This is a genomic window from Trichormus variabilis 0441 (assembly GCF_009856605.1).
Lineage (GTDB): Bacteria > Cyanobacteriota > Cyanobacteriia > Cyanobacteriales > Nostocaceae > Trichormus > Trichormus variabilis.
The window spans coordinates 2,402,587-2,417,886 of the sequence record NZ_CP047242.1; the positions used below are offsets into that span (position 1 = coordinate 2,402,587).

Annotated in this window: 15 protein-coding genes; 4 read left to right on the forward strand and 11 right to left on the reverse strand. The window is 43.1% G+C overall.

What is annotated here, in order from left to right:
• Positions 1-12 precede the first annotated feature (12 nt).
• Positions 13-1,008 (reverse strand): DnaJ C-terminal domain-containing protein, encoded by a 996-nt coding sequence (locus GSQ19_RS09830; protein ID WP_185478827.1) that lies wholly within the window; start codon positions 1,006-1,008, stop codon positions 13-15.
• A gap of 199 nt (positions 1,009-1,207) precedes the next feature.
• Positions 1,208-3,274 carry a molecular chaperone DnaK gene (gene dnaK, locus GSQ19_RS09835; RefSeq protein ID WP_011317773.1) on the reverse strand — a complete coding sequence of 689 codons (2,067 nt, stop codon included), beginning with the start codon at positions 3,272-3,274 and terminating at the stop codon, positions 1,208-1,210.
• A 398-nt stretch (positions 3,275-3,672) separates the two neighbouring features.
• On the opposite strand from dnaK, the gene GSQ19_RS09840 reads away from it, so the two are divergent.
• Positions 3,673-4,521, forward strand: a complete 849-nt coding sequence (locus GSQ19_RS09840; protein ID WP_011317774.1) for a M28 family peptidase — start codon at positions 3,673-3,675, stop codon at positions 4,519-4,521.
• Between the two features lie 6 nt (positions 4,522-4,527).
• Here the strand turns inward: GSQ19_RS09840 and GSQ19_RS09845 are convergent, their stop codons facing one another.
• From GSQ19_RS09845 to tyrS, 5 genes are all read right to left on the reverse strand, one after another.
• On the reverse strand, positions 4,528-5,094 hold the full coding sequence (locus GSQ19_RS09845; protein WP_011317775.1) for a Uma2 family endonuclease: 567 nt from the start codon (positions 5,092-5,094) through the stop codon (positions 4,528-4,530).
• 21 nt (positions 5,095-5,115) lie between these two features.
• Positions 5,116-6,039: a bestrophin family protein gene (locus GSQ19_RS09850; RefSeq protein ID WP_011317776.1), complete on the reverse strand. Its 924-nt coding sequence runs from the start codon at positions 6,037-6,039 to the stop codon at positions 5,116-5,118.
• Between the two features lie 166 nt (positions 6,040-6,205).
• Positions 6,206-6,856: a hypothetical protein gene (locus GSQ19_RS09855; RefSeq protein WP_011317777.1), complete on the reverse strand. Its 651-nt coding sequence runs from the start codon at positions 6,854-6,856 to the stop codon at positions 6,206-6,208.
• Positions 6,857-6,936: 80 nt separating this feature from the next.
• Positions 6,937-7,653: an orotidine-5'-phosphate decarboxylase gene (pyrF, locus tag GSQ19_RS09860; RefSeq protein WP_011317778.1), complete on the reverse strand. Its 717-nt coding sequence runs from the start codon at positions 7,651-7,653 to the stop codon at positions 6,937-6,939.
• A 102-nt stretch (positions 7,654-7,755) separates the two neighbouring features.
• On the reverse strand, positions 7,756-8,952 hold the full coding sequence (gene tyrS, locus GSQ19_RS09865) for a tyrosine--tRNA ligase (RefSeq protein WP_011317779.1): 1,197 nt from the start codon (positions 8,950-8,952) through the stop codon (positions 7,756-7,758).
• A 176-nt stretch (positions 8,953-9,128) separates the two neighbouring features.
• On the opposite strand from tyrS, the gene GSQ19_RS09870 reads away from it, so the two are divergent.
• A complete protein-coding gene (locus tag GSQ19_RS09870; protein WP_011317780.1) occupies positions 9,129-11,051 on the forward strand; it encodes a transglycosylase domain-containing protein in 1,923 nt (640 codons plus the stop codon).
• A 93-nt stretch (positions 11,052-11,144) separates the two neighbouring features.
• Here the strand turns inward: GSQ19_RS09870 and GSQ19_RS09875 are convergent, their stop codons facing one another.
• Positions 11,145-11,468, reverse strand: coding sequence for a DUF1825 family protein (locus GSQ19_RS09875; protein WP_011317781.1), 324 nt, complete (start codon positions 11,466-11,468; stop codon positions 11,145-11,147).
• A gap of 112 nt (positions 11,469-11,580) precedes the next feature.
• Complete coding sequence (locus GSQ19_RS09880) at positions 11,581-12,543, reverse strand: J domain-containing protein (RefSeq protein ID WP_011317782.1); 963 nt, start codon at positions 12,541-12,543, stop codon at positions 11,581-11,583.
• A gap of 225 nt (positions 12,544-12,768) precedes the next feature.
• Here GSQ19_RS09880 and GSQ19_RS09885 point away from each other — a divergent pair, with 225 nt between their 5' ends.
• On the forward strand, positions 12,769-13,143 hold the full coding sequence (locus GSQ19_RS09885; protein ID WP_011317783.1) for an SHOCT domain-containing protein: 375 nt from the start codon (positions 12,769-12,771) through the stop codon (positions 13,141-13,143).
• A gap of 107 nt (positions 13,144-13,250) precedes the next feature.
• The gene (locus tag GSQ19_RS09890) at positions 13,251-13,784 is read left to right on the forward strand and encodes a ComEA family DNA-binding protein (protein ID WP_011317784.1); all 534 of its coding nucleotides are present in this window, start codon (positions 13,251-13,253) and stop codon (positions 13,782-13,784) included.
• Positions 13,785-13,935: 151 nt separating this feature from the next.
• On the opposite strand, the gene lepB is transcribed toward GSQ19_RS09890, so the two are convergent.
• Both lepB and GSQ19_RS09900 read right to left on the reverse strand, forming a co-directional pair.
• On the reverse strand, positions 13,936-14,508 hold the full coding sequence (lepB, locus tag GSQ19_RS09895; RefSeq protein ID WP_011317785.1) for a signal peptidase I: 573 nt from the start codon (positions 14,506-14,508) through the stop codon (positions 13,936-13,938).
• A gap of 131 nt (positions 14,509-14,639) precedes the next feature.
• Positions 14,640-15,257, reverse strand: a complete 618-nt coding sequence (locus GSQ19_RS09900; protein ID WP_011317786.1) for a hypothetical protein — start codon at positions 15,255-15,257, stop codon at positions 14,640-14,642.
• Positions 15,258-15,300 lie beyond the last annotated feature (43 nt).

A 15,300-nucleotide genomic window follows, 5' to 3' on the forward strand; every position in this document is an offset into this window, starting at 1 on the left:
TGCTCACATATATTAAATTAAATCAGCGCGGGGTTTAAATGTTTCAATTTGCCGGAGTTTTTCGTAAAGTTCTCGTTCTTCTTGACTGATAGTTTTTGGGGTAAGTATTTGAATTTCTACTAATTGATCACCGCGTTTACCGTTATCGCTGGGGTAGCCTTTATTGGCTAGGCGGAATCTTTGACCAGACCTAACTCCTGGGGGAATGGTCATTTTCACGGGACCATCTAGGGTTGGTGCTTCTACCTGTCCTCCTAAGACAGCTTCGCTGGGAGTGACTGGTACTTGGCAGAATATATTAGTACCTTCCAGTTTAAATAATGGGTGAGGTTCGACAGTAATTTTTAAGTAAAGGTCGCCGCCGCTTATGCCTTGATTACGCAGGCGGATGGTTTGACCGGTTACCATCCCTGGGGGCATTGTCACTTCTAGCGATCGCCCATCTTCTAAACGAATACGTTCATTACCCCCAGAATAAGCTTTTTCAAAGGGTAAGGTCAATCTTGCTTCAATATCCCGACGGGCTGGACGGGCGGGATTTTTGGGAACTGTATATTCAACTCGGCTTTTTGGCGAACGAAACGGATCGGTTGTCGTGTTGGTACTTGCACCATTTTTACTATCTCTACGACTGCCAACACCGATAACTTGATTGAGAAAGTCTTCAAAATTGGTAAACTGGCTGGGATCTACATTTTCGTTACCGTTGCGTTCTCCATTACGACTATCTCCCCAAGCCTTGGATTTAGGAGTTTGTTTAGGAAAGCCTTTCTGTTTCCAATAACGGCTAAACTGGTCATATTGTGCGCGTTTAGTCGCATCGGAAAGCATTTCATAAGCTTCGCCGATGATTTTAAACTTTTCTTCTGCGTCTTTATTCCCCGGATTGAGATCAGGGTGATACTGTCTTGCTAACCGTCGATAATTCTTTTTAATATCTTCATTCGTAGCATCTTTCGTTACTCCCAAAATCTCGTAATAATCACGAAAATTCTGCAAATTCTGCATATTCATTTATTTAACTTTTAAATTTTAGATTCTAGATAATTGTTACTAATTACCAATTACCAATTATCAATTACCAAATCCGCATTCAGGCAGAAGAGGAGATGGGAATCAATTCCTTAATTTTGTTGGCGTAGCCTTCTCTAGGAGATGCTACGCGATACCGTAGGCTATTTTGAATTGATTCCTCCCTATTCCTCATCTATAGCCAATCATCATCATCGTCCCAATTATCTTGATAGCTGGGGCGGGGTGATTTACGAGGAGGGCGGTTGCTGTCATAGGAAGGACGGCTGTCTCGTCCGTAATCTCTGCCATAGTCTCTGCCATAATCTCTGTTATTGTAAGAATCGCGTTCTCGATAGCTATCTCTGGGAAGGTCGCGTTCCTTGTCTTTATCGCCGACAAAAATGTCTTTGATTGTGGCAAATAAATCGTCGTCTTCGTCCTCAGCATAATACTGACGAACTTCTCGATTTAGCTCATATAGAGCATCTTGCAGGTCGGCGTAAGCTTGGTCAATCCCGCGATCGTCATTTTCTTTGAGACTTTCCTTCAGTTCCCGGCTAATATTATCGATGCGTTGGCGACGGTTACGGGCAAACTGCATCCCAAATTCTAAAGCGACTTCTCTAAGTTGGCGTTCGCCTTGGAGAATTAAAGCTTCAGAACGGGTACGTTTTTCTACTCTCTCTTTGCGTTCCCGGTCAACGTCAGCATATTTTTGGGCTTCTTGAATCATCCGGTTAACTTCTGATTCACTTAAAGTAGAAGCACCTTGAATAGTGATACTCTGTTCTCTACCAGTGGTTCTATCTAAAGCTGTTACCTGTAAAATCCCGTTGGCATCGATATCAAATGCTACCTGGATTTGGGGAATGCCTCTTGGCGCTGGGGGAATGCCGTAGAGTTTGAAACGTCCGAGAGATTTGTTATCACCAGCCATTTCCCGCTCGCCTTGGACTACGTGAATTTCCACGGAGTTTTGGTTATTTTCGGAGGTGGAGAAAATATCAGAACGACGGACGGGGATAGTTGTATTGCGGGGGATGAGTTTTTTCATCACGCCACCGATCGCTTCCAATCCCAAAGATAAGGGTGTAACATCTAGCAGCAGCACATCTTTGAATTCTCCTGCCAAAATCCCCGCTTGAATGGCTGCACCCATCGCCACCACTTCATCAGGGTTGACATTTTCGCTGGGTTCAATGCCAATTAAGTCCCGCACTAGCTGTTTTACCATTGGCATTCTTGTCGAACCGCCAACTAGTACCACTTCTTCAATATCATCAGGTCTGAGTCCGGCATCTTTTAGCGCCCGTTTCACGGGGTTGCGGACACGTCCTAATAAGTCAGCACACAAACCTTCAAACTGGGAACGCGTCAGCCTAGTTTCCAAATGTTTGGGGCCGTCTTCCGTGGCTGTAATGAAGGGTAAGTTAATATCAGTGATGCTGACGGCAGAGAGTTCGATTTTAGCTTTTTCCGCAGCTTCCATCAAACGTTGCAAAGCTTGGCGATCGCGTCTTAAGTCTACACCTTCTGTTTCTAAAAATTGCTCTGCTAACCAATCCACAATCTTTTTATCAAAGTCATTCCCCCCCAGTTGGGTATCTCCACTGGTGGCTTTAACTTCAAATACGCCATCCCCAACTTCCAGAATTGATACGTCAAATGTACCGCCACCCAAGTCAAAAACTAAGATGGTTTCCGTATCACCCCTATCTAACCCATAAGCTAAGGATGCAGCTGTTGGTTCATTGAGAATCCGCAACACTTCTAAACCGGCTATTCTGCCAGCATCGCGGGTTGCTTGTCTTTGAGAATCATTAAAATAAGCTGGTACTGTAATGACTGCGCCTGTAACTGCTGCACCTAAATAAGCACTGGCATCATCTGCCAATTTTTTCAGCACCATTGCCGAAATTTCTTCGGCGGCAAATTCCTTATTCAGACGAGGACAGGCGACTTTAATATTGCCAACATCATCTTTGCGAATTGTATAAGGTACACGCTTCGATTCTGGGCTAAGTTCGTTATACCTGCGCCCAATGTAGCGTTTCACGGCAAAAAATGTATTTTGAGGGTTAAGGACTGTTTGTCGCCGTGCCATTTGCCCAACTACCCGTTCACCATCTTTGCTGAAGCCAACGACCGAGGGGGTTGTTCGCATTCCTTCTGCATTGGCAATCACCACCGGCTTGCCACCCTCCATCACGGCGACTACTGAGTTGGTTGTACCCAAGTCGATGCCGACTACCTTGCCCATGCCTTACTCTTCTCCTACTGTGTCTTACTATATATATTATGATTGGGCAGAACTACCTCTAGCTTTGTGCTACAGGGTAAACTTGCCTCAATGGTATAACAGTCATCATTAAGGCAAAAAGTGGAAGAATTATAGCTTGAGGATTTAGTTGCAAGACTAGGATAACATTGACAATGCTTAGTATGTTCTAGCCGTTGTAAATGTTGTAGTCTCATCTGTGAACCTCTTTACATCTTCAAGTTGGGAAACCCACCCTTATCTTAATTGCTATGTGTGTCATTTGTTTTTGAATCAGGTTCAATACAATAACCCAAGAGTATGTTGACTTAGTATATGAAAGCCAGGGACTACTGACCACTGACCACTGACAAAATAGATATTACAATTGTTCTAAACACTTGAATTTAAAAGCCAGATTACACAATCATTTAATACAGGTAGCACGAGAACGTGATCCTTATCTAGCAACGGCGGGACATTTCTTTGTCCAAGAATACATTCGCCAAGAATTTGCCCAGTGGGGAAGTGTGGAAATCCACACCTTTCAAGTAGGAAATAAATCCTTTAACAATCTCATACTCAATTTGCCGTCCCAATCTATAGGGAAAAAACAGGAGCTACCACCTATTTTAATTGGCGCACACTATGATGGTGTACCTGGAACGTCAGGGGCTGATGATAATGCTACAGGTGTAGTAGTTTTATTAGAATTGGCGAGAAAGTTTGCGGCTGCACCAGCTAAATATCCTCTGCGGTTGGTGGCATTTGATATGGAAGAATATGGCTTGTTGGGTAGTACTGATTATGCAGGCTTATTACGTCAACAACAGCAGCCGTTACGCTTGATGATGTCTTTAGAAATGCTGGGATATCGGGACTGTACACCCGGTTCGCAGAGATATCCTGCACCATTAGAAAAATTTTACCCCAATACAGGTGATTTTATTGCTTTAATTGGTAATTTACGCACTATCCCCGACTTAATCGGCATGAGTCGCCATATCCGCAAAGCTGGTATATCCAGCCAGTGGCTACCAGTACCAAATCGAGGCTTGATTGTTCCCCAAACCAGATTAAGCGATCATGCACCATTTTGGGATGCGGGTTACCCAGCAATTATGGTGACAGATACAGCCTTTTTGCGGAATCCTCATTATCATAAGCCCAGTGATGCGATCGCCACTCTCGATTTAGATTTTCTCACAGGCGTGTGCGAAGGCTTAGAAATCAGTATCCGGCGGCTGTGAACAAGCTTACTTCAATCCCAATTTTAGCCATCCAAATAATTGCCCAACAGTCAATTGTAAATCCAGAAAATCGGGTACAGGCAAAATCTCATCAAATTGCCGTTTTATTTCTGGTAATTGATTGGGTAAAAAGCAAATTACTGCTTTTTCTGCTGGATCAATCAGCCATCCTAAACTAGTTTGATGGCGTAAACAAAAAAGTATATTATCTGTGACTCGCGTTTGCGATTGATCAGGCGAGAGAATTTCAATTGTCCAATCGGGAGGAATTTCAAAAGCATTAGCTACCTCGCCATCTGCATCTAAGGGGATTTTCTCCCAACGAAATACAGCAATATCGGGAACAATTGAACGTCCAGAAAATGTACACCTCAATTCTGGAAAAGCGTAAGCGGTTTTGCTGGGAAAGCCTACCTCATTGATACCATCTGCAAGTCGAATCTGTAGAGTACTATGCTTTCCTTGGGGCATGGGTTTTTGGTATATATAACCATCAATAAACTCATTGGAGGGTTTTGTCTCTGGAAGTATTAAAAATTCAGCAAGACTCAAAAGTTTACTGGCTGTTTGCATAAGTTTTGCTTTGCCAATTTTTTATATTATGACATTTGAAGTTTCACCCAGATCATGAGAACGCACATTGGGAGATAAACTAGTTAAATCATCAATATTTCGCTTCATTGTGTTACAGATGGCATCTAATGGTAAATCGTTAGGATCATAACCAAAAGGATTTTCAATCTCTAAACCGATCGCTTCAATGCCAAATAAAGTAAAACTCACTAACCCCACAACTAAACCTGTCCACCAACCCAAACTCTCTACCATTTGAAAAGGTAAGAGAAAACAATATAATAATAATAATTGCTTAAGATGAATAGAATAAGCTAAAGGCATCGGTGTTCGGAGAATCCGTTCACAAGACCCTAGATTATCAACCAAATTGTTTAATAGTTCTTGTATAGATGTTAATTGATAAGTGTTTAAGCACTTGCGAGTATATTGCTGTTGTAAATAATCTCCAATCCAGAAGGCTACTTCTAACGGCGGATTATTCATACTCTTAAGTTTGAAATATCGAGAAGTGGAGATTAAGTCTTCAAGTTCACTATTTATAGGTTCTCCGCGCAAATGCAATTTAGTAGCCACAGCAAAAGCGACTAATAAGTTCAAAACTGATATTTTAGCTTCTCTATCCTTTGGTGAAATTTCATCCACAGATACCCAAATTTGTCTAGCCAAATTACGCGTGTTGTTGACTATAGACCCCCAGGCTTTCCTACCTTCCCAAAAACGTTCATAAGCAGTGTTTGTCCGAAACACTAGTAATAAACCTAAAACAATACTAGGAATAACACTACCTAAAATTGGTTGGGATACAGGAATTTTTAGTTGATAAAGTAAAGTAACTAATACCCCGAATAAAGCGCAGCAAATAACGCGTTTGTAAATTGCGCCAATAACTGAGCCTCTAAGTTGAAAAGCTATTTGAAACCAGCGTTTTCTCTCAACAGTCATCTCATTAACCTAAAAAATACTGGGCGAACTCATCCAGCAAATGTCTGAATAACTTAAAAATCATAACTCCATAAGTAGCACAATTGGCATTGCGGAATTTACTATGATCGGCAAGATATCTGACTTTTTCAAAAAGTCGGGTATCTGAATCCTGTTTCACAGAAACTCATCGCACACGTATGCTTCCAGCCTGACAATCTCGCAACCAAGTTTTGACACCTTGAGCAATACTACCGTTACTACTATCTCGTGGTGGCGATGGTGGTTGTTGTTGGGGATAAGCACCAGTCTGAGTAAACATCATCACAAAACGCCAGTCGCTAGAAGTTTTCGTCAGTAATAACCAATGAAATTCTTGTAATTCCACTGCTTTTTTATCTATGTACTGTCGTTCTAAGGTAGTAAAGAAAACTTGCTCAACATCTGACACAGATTTCTTTTGCCTATCTGTATTGGAACCCTCAACATTTAAAGGTAAGGGCTGAAACTCAGGTCTACCAGCTATCAACATATAACTATAAATATCACTACTGCGGCGGAGGCGACGACCGCGTTGAGTGGCACGATTCGCATAACTCGGTAAATCGCGCAATAGCTGAGTAGTTAAAGTCTCTAAACTTTGCTGATGACAAACAAACTTTTTCTGAGGCTGTACAGAGGGTTGAGGAGAGAGGTTTTGTGAAAATGCCGTTTTCTCAGAACCATAGGAAACAATCAGCCAAAAACCCAAAGTCAGCAGCCAAAAGCCATAACTTGTCTTTTTAACAAAGTTAAGTGCTGTTAGCCTTATCAGGGGTTGAGCATCGTGCTGAGTCATAAATCCTTCCCCTGCTCCCCCTGCTCCTCTGCTCCTCCTCCTACTCCCCTGCCCCTTTTTCTGCCCTGCCATTTCTACCGTCATGCCACTGTAGTTAACTCTTGAGCAATTCGTTTCCAGGCTAACTCAGGTTCAGCAGCAGCAGTAATGGGACGACCAATTACTAAATAATCAGCCCCGGCTTGGATGGCTTGGGAGGGGGTGAGCGATCGCTTTTGGTCTTTTGCTTCTGCCCATGTTGGACGTACTCCCGGACAAACCAGCACAAAGTCATCACCGCAAATTTGCCGCAACTGCGCCACTTCCTGGGGTGAACAAACAGCCCCATCTAATCCTACTTCTTGCGCCATCAACGCCATATCTAAAGCATATTCTGGCAACTCTACAGGAATTTTCAAATCTAACGCCAACTGTCTAGCAGAAATACTGGTTAACACCGTCACAGCAATTAACTTAGACGGTTTCACCCCAGCTTGTGCAGCCCCTTCCTCTACCGCCTCTTTCGCAGCCTTGAGGGCATCTCTGCCAGAGGTAGCATGAATTGTCATCAAATCCACCCCGTAGCGGGCTGCACCACGGCAAGCCCCAGCCACGGTATTAGGAATGTCGTGAAATTTTAAATCGAGAAAGATACGCTTTTGTCTAGATTTCAGCACTTCTAGAATTCTCGGCCCGGAACTAGTAAACAATTCCAAGCCAACCTTCCAGAAAGTCACCGACTCTAACTTATCAATGAGAGCGATCGCACTCTCCGTATCCGGCACATCCAAAGCCACAATTATTTTGTTATTAGTCATTAGTCAGTTGTCAGTTGTCAGTTGTCATTGGTCAACAGTCTATAGTTATTCTCCTTTGCCTCCCCTGCTCCCCTGCCCCCTGCTCCCTGCCCCCTACTTCTTCTAAAGTACTAAGCGCACAAACTTATTTTTCCCTACTTGTAACACTCGCCCTTGGAGTTCATCTGGCTGCTGGAAGATAGTATCGGCATCAGAAATGCGATCGCCATCTAAGCGTACTCCACCTTCTTGGATTTTCCGTTTACCTTCCCCTGTGCTTTTGCATAGGCCAGTAGCACCGAGTAAATAAGCCAACTTAACAGGGAATTGGGGTACACCAGCTAAGGAAAATTCTGGGACAGCGCCTTCTTTACCGCCACTTTGGGCAGCTTCTTTGGCTTCCTGTGCTGCTTGTTCGCCGTGGTATTGTTTGACGATTTCCCAAGCCAGGAGCATTTGGCGATCGCGGGGATTTGCTGGTAACTTGTCTATGGGTAAATCTGTCAGTAGTTCAAAATACTGTTCCAGCATTTGATCGGGAACACCTTGTAACTTTTGGTATTTTTGTCCTGGGTGTTCAGACAAACTCACGTAATTACCTAAAGACTTGGACATTTTCTGCACACCATCAGTGCCAATCAAAATAGGCAAAAGTACTCCAAACTGGGGCTTTTGACCAAAATGGCGCTGTAAATCACGACCAACAGCAATGTTAAACTTCTGGTCTGTGCCGCCTAATTCCACATCTGCCTCAATAGCCACCGAATCATACCCCTGCATCAAAGGATAAAGGAACTCATGCAGGAAAATTGGGTTCTCTTTCTTATAGCGATCGGCAAAGCCTTCCTTGGCTAACATTTGCCCCACGGTCATGGTAGCAAGTAACTCAGTAATTTTCCCTAAATCAAGCCGGGAAAGCCATTCTGAGTTATAACGTACCTCTAATCTGCCTGGTGTGTCAAAATCCAAAATAGGACGCACTTGGTCGAGGTAGGTTTGAGCATTTTGCTTCACATCTTCCTCTGTTAGTTGACGACGCATCTCAGACTTACCTGTTGGGTCGCCAATACGTGCCGTAAAATCACCAATAATTAACACTGCCGTATGACCAGCATCTTGAAACCCTCGCAGTTTACGCATTGGTATGCTATGACCAAGATGAATATCGGCTCCTGTCGGGTCAATACCATATTTAACCCGTAGAGGTCGATCCGTAGTTGCTAGGCGTTTCTCTAGACTCTCGATGTCGCTTTCAGCATCAGTAGGTTGTGGGAAAACTTCCGCTATCCCACGATGTAGCCAAGAAAAATTTTCCGCCATACTTTAAGAGATTCGCTATTAACTACGTTTTTTACTAGAGAAATTGGGTTGGTTATGTTCACGAGACAAATTGTCCGTTATTTCATCTGCCAAACTAATATAATTGCAAAAAATTAACCACCCTGCTTCAAAGAATGAATTACAGTAATATTTACAAGTGAGGAAGTGAAATCGCCGTGTCGTCTAGGACTTTTGAACAAAAGCAACCGCAACGTCGTACTTCGTCGGGATTTGAGTTTTTTAAAGGAGTAGGCCAGATAGCTGGCGGCACTCTTTTATCACTGACGATGTTGACAAGCTCCATTGTAGCTGGAGGGCTTGTTGGTTTAGCGATCAGTTTCCGCAATTTACCAGATGTCAGACAGCTACGTAATTTCTTCCCATCGGAAACAACTTACATCTACGACATTAAAGGCAAACTACTAGCTAGTGTCCACGGGGAAGCCAACCGCGAAGTTGTACCGTTAGATCGAATTTCCCCCAATCTGAAACGGGCTGTACTCGCCAGTGAAGATAGTCATTTCTATTATCACCACGGTATTAACCCCACTGGTGTAGGGCGTGCTGTCGTCACTAACTTGGTGGCGGGTGGTGTAAAAGAAGGTGGTTCTACCATCACCATGCAGTTGGTGAAGAACCTCTTTTTGACTCGTAAACGCGCTTTTACTAGGAAGTTAGCGGAAGGAGTGCTGGCAATCCGCTTAGAACAAATTCTTACTAAAGACCAAATTTTAGAAATGTACCTCAATCAAGTGTATTGGGGTCACAATAATTATGGTGTGCAAACAGCATCACGTAGTTACTTTAATAAGTCAGCCGAGAATTTAACGATCGCTGAATCGGCGATGATGGCGGGTTTAATCCAAGCACCAGAAGAATTTAGCCCCTTTGCCAGTAAAAAATTGGCAAAACAAAAACAAAAAGAAGTACTGGGGCGGATGCTGGAATTGAACTGGATTACCCAGAAAGAATATGATGACGCTCTCAAGGAAGAACTTACATTCGGCAGAATTAGGTCATTTCAAGGTAGTGCGTTGCCATATATAACCAACACTGTGTCCCAGGAACTAGCGAAAAAGTTTGGTCGTGAAACCTTGTTGAAGGGTGGTATGCGGGTACAAACTACTGTCGATGCTAATTTCCAAACAATGGCAGAAGACACTGTGAAGAAATGGCATAAAACTCTACTTGGTGAAGGATTAAGTAGAAATCAAATTGCCCTGGTAGCTATTGACCCCAGGACTCATTTTGTCAAAGCCCTAGTCGGTGGCGTAGACTCTAGAGCTAGTGAGTTTAACAGGGCTACACAAGCTCTACGTCAACCGGGATCTTCCTTTAAACCGTTTGTTTACTATGCTGCTTTTGCTACTGGTAAATTTGCACCTGATAGCACGGTGATAGATGCCCCAGTGAGATATCGTGATGGTGATAATTGGTATAGTCCTAGAAACTATGATGGTGGCTTTAGCGGTGCCATGTCCATTCGCACTGCCCTAGCACAATCACGTAACATTCCCGTGATTAAACTGGGTAAAACCATCGGTATGAATAAAGTTGTGGAAACTTGCCGCATTTTAGGAATCATGAGTCCGATGGAACCTGTGACCTCTCTGCCGCTAGGGGCGATTGGTGTCACGCCACTGGAAATGGCTAGTGCTTATGCGACTTTTGCCAATTATGGTTGGCAATCACCACCGACAGTGATTGCGCGGATTACTGATAGTAGTGGCAATGTGTTGTTAGATAATACTCCCAAACCCCAGTTAGTGTTAGATCCTTGGGCATCGGCAGCGATTATCGATGTGATGCGATCAGTTGTTACTGATGGTACTGGTAAAGGTGCTGCGATAGATCGCCCGGCTGCGGGGAAAACGGGTACAACCTCATCTGAAAAAGATATTTGGTTTGTGGGTACTGTACCGCAGTTAACAACTGCTGTCTGGATAGGCAGGGATGACAACCGGCAGCTAGCCAGTGGCGCAACTGGTGGTGGTAAGGTTGCTCCTATCTGGCGTGATTTTATGACTAAGGCACTCAAGGGCGTACCAGTGCAGAACTTCAAGCCGCCTTCTCAATTTCCGCGTCCTAAGGCGAATTAAGGGAGTGGGGATTGGGGATTGAGCAAGCATTTTTGAGTCAGTTATCCCCTCTACTCCCTTTGCCCTATCTTGCTCCTAGTCCCCACTTTCTTGTCAAGTCTGTTTCTCCAGTTCAGATTTCATCCTCTCTAGAGTCAGATTCATCTGGTCGAACATCTGTTGAGGAGTGATGCCAAACTGATTTAGTTGAGTCTTGAGCTGCTCTACAGTCATTTGTGCCATAAAGTCTTCTGAAAGCTCGAATCGCTTCATAAAGACGCGATAGCGATCCATCATGGCTTCCATTTGCTCAATAAATAACTTTTTACCTTCACGGTCAAACTTACCGTAGTTGTTGCCTAGTTTAATCAGTGCTTGATAATCTTCAAACAACTGTTTTGCTTCTTGCTGAACTATCTCAGAGTCAAAGAATCCCATGTGCCTCTACTGGGCTGAGTAATATCACTCAGCAGCTTATAGTTTTGCCTCTATTTTTATTCTAGTCTAGGGGATTCATCTTATAAATAAACTTCGGTCTCAGTACGGTTTTTTACCGAGATTTCAACACTTGACTGAGATTAGCTTCTAATTTGGTAACAAATTTGCTCAGTATAGCAGCAATGCCTATAGCTTTAGCCAGTGATGGTGGATCAAGATTATCCATACAGTCGATTTTTAAATATTTGGCATATTTTAAAGCTAGTTCTTGCTGCGGATTTAGTTTTAATGCTTGGCGCATATAAACTTTCGCCATCCCCAGAAAACTCTGTCGTAGATAAACGAAGCCTAATAAGGCATAATAATCGCTGTTACTTGGTTCTAGCTTAATCGCATCCCGTAGTTCCTGCACTGCAATAGCCCATTGACCTTGTTTTGTATACTGAAGGCCACGCTGGTAGTGACGCGGGGCATAATTTATAACTGCGGGATGGACACTAGCTTTCTCGCCTGATGTGATCTCTCTTTCCTGGGGTTCTACTGGTTGAGGGTTTCCCTTGGGCTTTACAGGTGGATTTACTTCCAAAATTAAAGGTTCGGACTTTTGCAAGGATAAGTAAGCTAGATTGAGGGTAATTATTTGTTTAGTTACTTGATGGCACTTGCGGGGAGATTTATACTGAGCTTCAGCATAGGTGGCGATCGCCTGTTGATAAAACGAATCTGCCTGTTGTGCAGACATTGCCATCATTTGCTTGGCTACGGCACTTTGCAGATATAGGGACTTTTTTTTCCAGGCGATCGCTTCTGACCGCAGCGATTCTAAAATGTCCTGACGCTTGTGCTTATTCTTCAATTGCTCGTAAGCAGGGTTAACTAAACAGGTAAAGATTGCTGTGCCTAATTCTTTCTCTAGACTATCGTTGTTAGTGTAGCGGTCAGGATGTAATAGTTTTGCTAAAACGTGATAGCGGGTGAGAATTTTTTTCTCATCAGCAGTCACAGGAATCCCTAACACAGCATAGGGGTCGGAGAGTTGTTTCAGCCATTCTGTGGGGAGAAAAGTCTGTGACATTTGATTAGGATTTGCAGATGAAAACTTTAAGATAGCATCGAGGAGTGGGGATTGGATGCTGGGGACTGGGGTTAGGGATTAATATTTACGTGGGGTTTAAATGAATAAAATATATTTATATTTTGCAGGTGAAATGAAATTTTGTAAGGCCGCATTTATTTAGGTGTTTTGCGACGATCGCACTCTGATTGACAAAACTGTGGTAATGATAGATTAATAGGGGATATGTTAACTAAGCGTAAAAGTCGAAGCATTGCCGCTATTTTAGCTTTTGCTGGGACAGTGAGCATCTCTGGATTACATAAGTTCTATCTAGGACAGCCACTTTGGGGGTTGTTGTATGTTTTACTTTCTTGGACACCTATTCCTAAGGTAGCTAGTGCTATTGAAGGGGTTTGGTATTTAGCCCAAGATGAAGAAGCTTTTGACAGAAATTTTAATTTGGGTAAACCCGCAGTCAAGCAATCCCCATATGTAGTCAATCAGGTGGGGGCGATCGCTGATGCCTTACGTGAATTAGATAACCTACGTCAAGATGGCTTGATTTCTGAGTACGAATTTGAACAAAAGCGCCGTCAGTTGCTAGATCAGATTTCTTGATGGGGATTGGGGATTGGAGATTGGGGATTGGGGATTGGGGACTAGGGATTTGGGAAGAATGACAACTGACAACTGACAACTGACAACTGACAACTGACAACCGGCTAATGACTAAATGGCTTCCTTGGAATTCTAAGTTACAAAAACTTCGTGCCAAGCTGCTCAATGACCCATACTATCGACTACAGTCTGGGGAAGAGATTCAGATTGCAGCAGAACTGGGAATTCGTATTGATACTAATCAAGCAACTGTTGATGACTGGTTGCGGCTACCGGGTTTGTCGATTCACCAAGCGCGATCGCTTGTGGAGCTTTCCCATTCTGGTGTTAAATTTTACTGTATTGAAGATATTGCTGCGGCTTTGGGGCTACCAGCACCAAGACTGGAACCGTTAAAGCCTTTATTGACTTTTAGTTATTATGATCATGAATCAATAGTTGGTTTTACGCAATTAGTTAATCCCAATACCGCCTCAGTTGAACAGTTAGTCCAAATACCATACATGGATATGTCTTTAGCCCAGGCTGTGGTAGAAAATCGAGCTTCGGCGGGAGCTTATCGTAATTTAGCTGATTTCCAACGAAGATTACAACTTCCTGGTGAGGCGATCGCCCAGTTAATGTATTTTCTGAGGTTTTAATTCTTTAGGACTTACGCACCCAGATTTTCTGTTGAGGCTGGGTGTAAGGGTATAGGGGTATAAGGGTTGCAAACATTTATACCCCTATACCCCTGTACTCATACACCCCTTTCCAAACCCTTGATTTTTTGTTTTCATGGGTAAGTCCTATTTAAATTATTCCTAAACGATCCAGGGGCCAAAAGCGAAATACTGCCCTACCAATAATATTCTCCTTGGGTAAAAAGCCCCAGTAGCGGGAGTCATTACTGTTGTTGCGGTTGTCTCCCATAACGAAGAACTGGTTATCTGGGACTTTGACTGGTGGAAATGGTTGATTAGGTGGTTCTGCAATGTAGTCTTCTGGTAATGCTTTGCCATTTAAGTAGACCTTGCCATTGTTAACGCTGATGATTTCTCCTGGTGTAGCAATCACACGTTTGATAAAAGCTTGATCTTTGGGGTATCCCCGGCGTTGTAGTTCTGCGGGTGGCTGAAAAACGACAATATCCCCAGTTGTTGGTTGTTGAAAATTGTAAGAGACTTTTTCCACTACTAGGCGATCGCCTTCATATAAAGTAGGAACCATTGATTCTGAAGGTATGTAGCGGGGTTCGGCGATGAATGTCCGAATTAATAGGGCTAAACATAAAGCGATCGCTATCAGCGTTAAATTTTCTTGCCAACCTCGCCATGCTTTCGATGGTGTAGAGGCTTGTTTCGTATCACTTTCCTGAGGATTCATAGAAGTTTTTGGCCAGTTGAATTAGGTAAAACAAATACTTTGATTATTCTATTAGGACTTATGCAGCCAAATTCTTTATTTTAGGAGTGTTTAAGGGTGTCAGGATTATATCCTCACACCCTGATCTTTTTTTACTTTTTCAGAACTAAGTGAAAAGAATTGAGATACCCCGTAATGGTTTTAGCTAAATTCTGCTGCTGTTTTTTAGTAGTTATAGCCATTACTTGATACAAGCGTCCTTCAGCTAAGTAAATTCTACTTCTGGTAATTTTGCCACCAGAATTAATGTACGCAATTTCCTTACCTGGATGACCATTAGAACTGCGAATATTGCGCTGATTCAACAAATTACTTTGGGTAGTCTTCAGCGCCATATCCCGAACGTTATTCAATATTTCTTGGGGGTCTGTTATTTTCCCATAACTATGGGGAAATTCATTGTATACCACTAAATAGGCTACTTCCTGTTTTGGTGGTTGGGCTAAAAATACCTCTAGGTTAATTTCCCCCATGTAAGTTTTTTGGGTTTGAGAATCCTGTTTAGGTATTCCTGGCATCAATACAGAAAAGCGTCCATCTGGGGCAGTAAATAACTTCCATTCTGATGGGACTGGTTGAGCAGGTTTCTTTTGAGACACTGCTGTTTTGGCAGGCACAGAAGTAGGTTGCGGCTGGCGTGCTTCTACAATCATGGAACCGCTAGAAACTAAGGTGGCGGCGATGAATGGTAAGACAAATTTTGGTGTCATGGTTTTAGCATTCGCAGATGCTGATATCACTGATGATGCTAGC

Bases quoted from the DNA above. Each gene is read 5' to 3' on its own strand.
- GSQ19_RS09890 (WP_011317784.1), top strand. From the start codon at position 13,251: ATGACTAAATGGCTTCCTTGGAATTCTAAGTTACAAAAACTTCGTGCC.
- GSQ19_RS09850 (WP_011317776.1), bottom strand. From the start codon at position 6,039: ATGACTGTTGAGAGAAAACGCTGGTTTCAAATAGCTTTTCAACTTAGA.
- tyrS (WP_011317779.1), bottom strand. From the start codon at position 8,952: ATGGCGGAAAATTTTTCTTGGCTACATCGTGGGATAGCGGAAGTTTTC.
- GSQ19_RS09880 (WP_011317782.1), bottom strand. From the start codon at position 12,543: ATGTCACAGACTTTTCTCCCCACAGAATGGCTGAAACAACTCTCCGAC.
- dnaK (WP_011317773.1), bottom strand. From the start codon at position 3,274: ATGGGCAAGGTAGTCGGCATCGACTTGGGTACAACCAACTCAGTAGTC.
- GSQ19_RS09855 (WP_011317777.1), bottom strand. From the start codon at position 6,856: ATGACTCAGCACGATGCTCAACCCCTGATAAGGCTAACAGCACTTAAC.
- GSQ19_RS09845 (WP_011317775.1), bottom strand. From the start codon at position 5,094: ATGCAAACAGCCAGTAAACTTTTGAGTCTTGCTGAATTTTTAATACTT.
- GSQ19_RS09885 (WP_011317783.1), top strand. From the start codon at position 12,769: ATGTTAACTAAGCGTAAAAGTCGAAGCATTGCCGCTATTTTAGCTTTT.
- GSQ19_RS09830 (WP_185478827.1), bottom strand. From the start codon at position 1,008: ATGCAGAATTTGCAGAATTTTCGTGATTATTACGAGATTTTGGGAGTA.
- GSQ19_RS09900 (WP_011317786.1), bottom strand. From the start codon at position 15,257: ATGACACCAAAATTTGTCTTACCATTCATCGCCGCCACCTTAGTTTCT.
- GSQ19_RS09875 (WP_011317781.1), bottom strand. From the start codon at position 11,468: ATGGGATTCTTTGACTCTGAGATAGTTCAGCAAGAAGCAAAACAGTTG.
- lepB (WP_011317785.1), bottom strand. From the start codon at position 14,508: ATGAATCCTCAGGAAAGTGATACGAAACAAGCCTCTACACCATCGAAA.
- pyrF (WP_011317778.1), bottom strand. From the start codon at position 7,653: ATGACTAATAACAAAATAATTGTGGCTTTGGATGTGCCGGATACGGAG.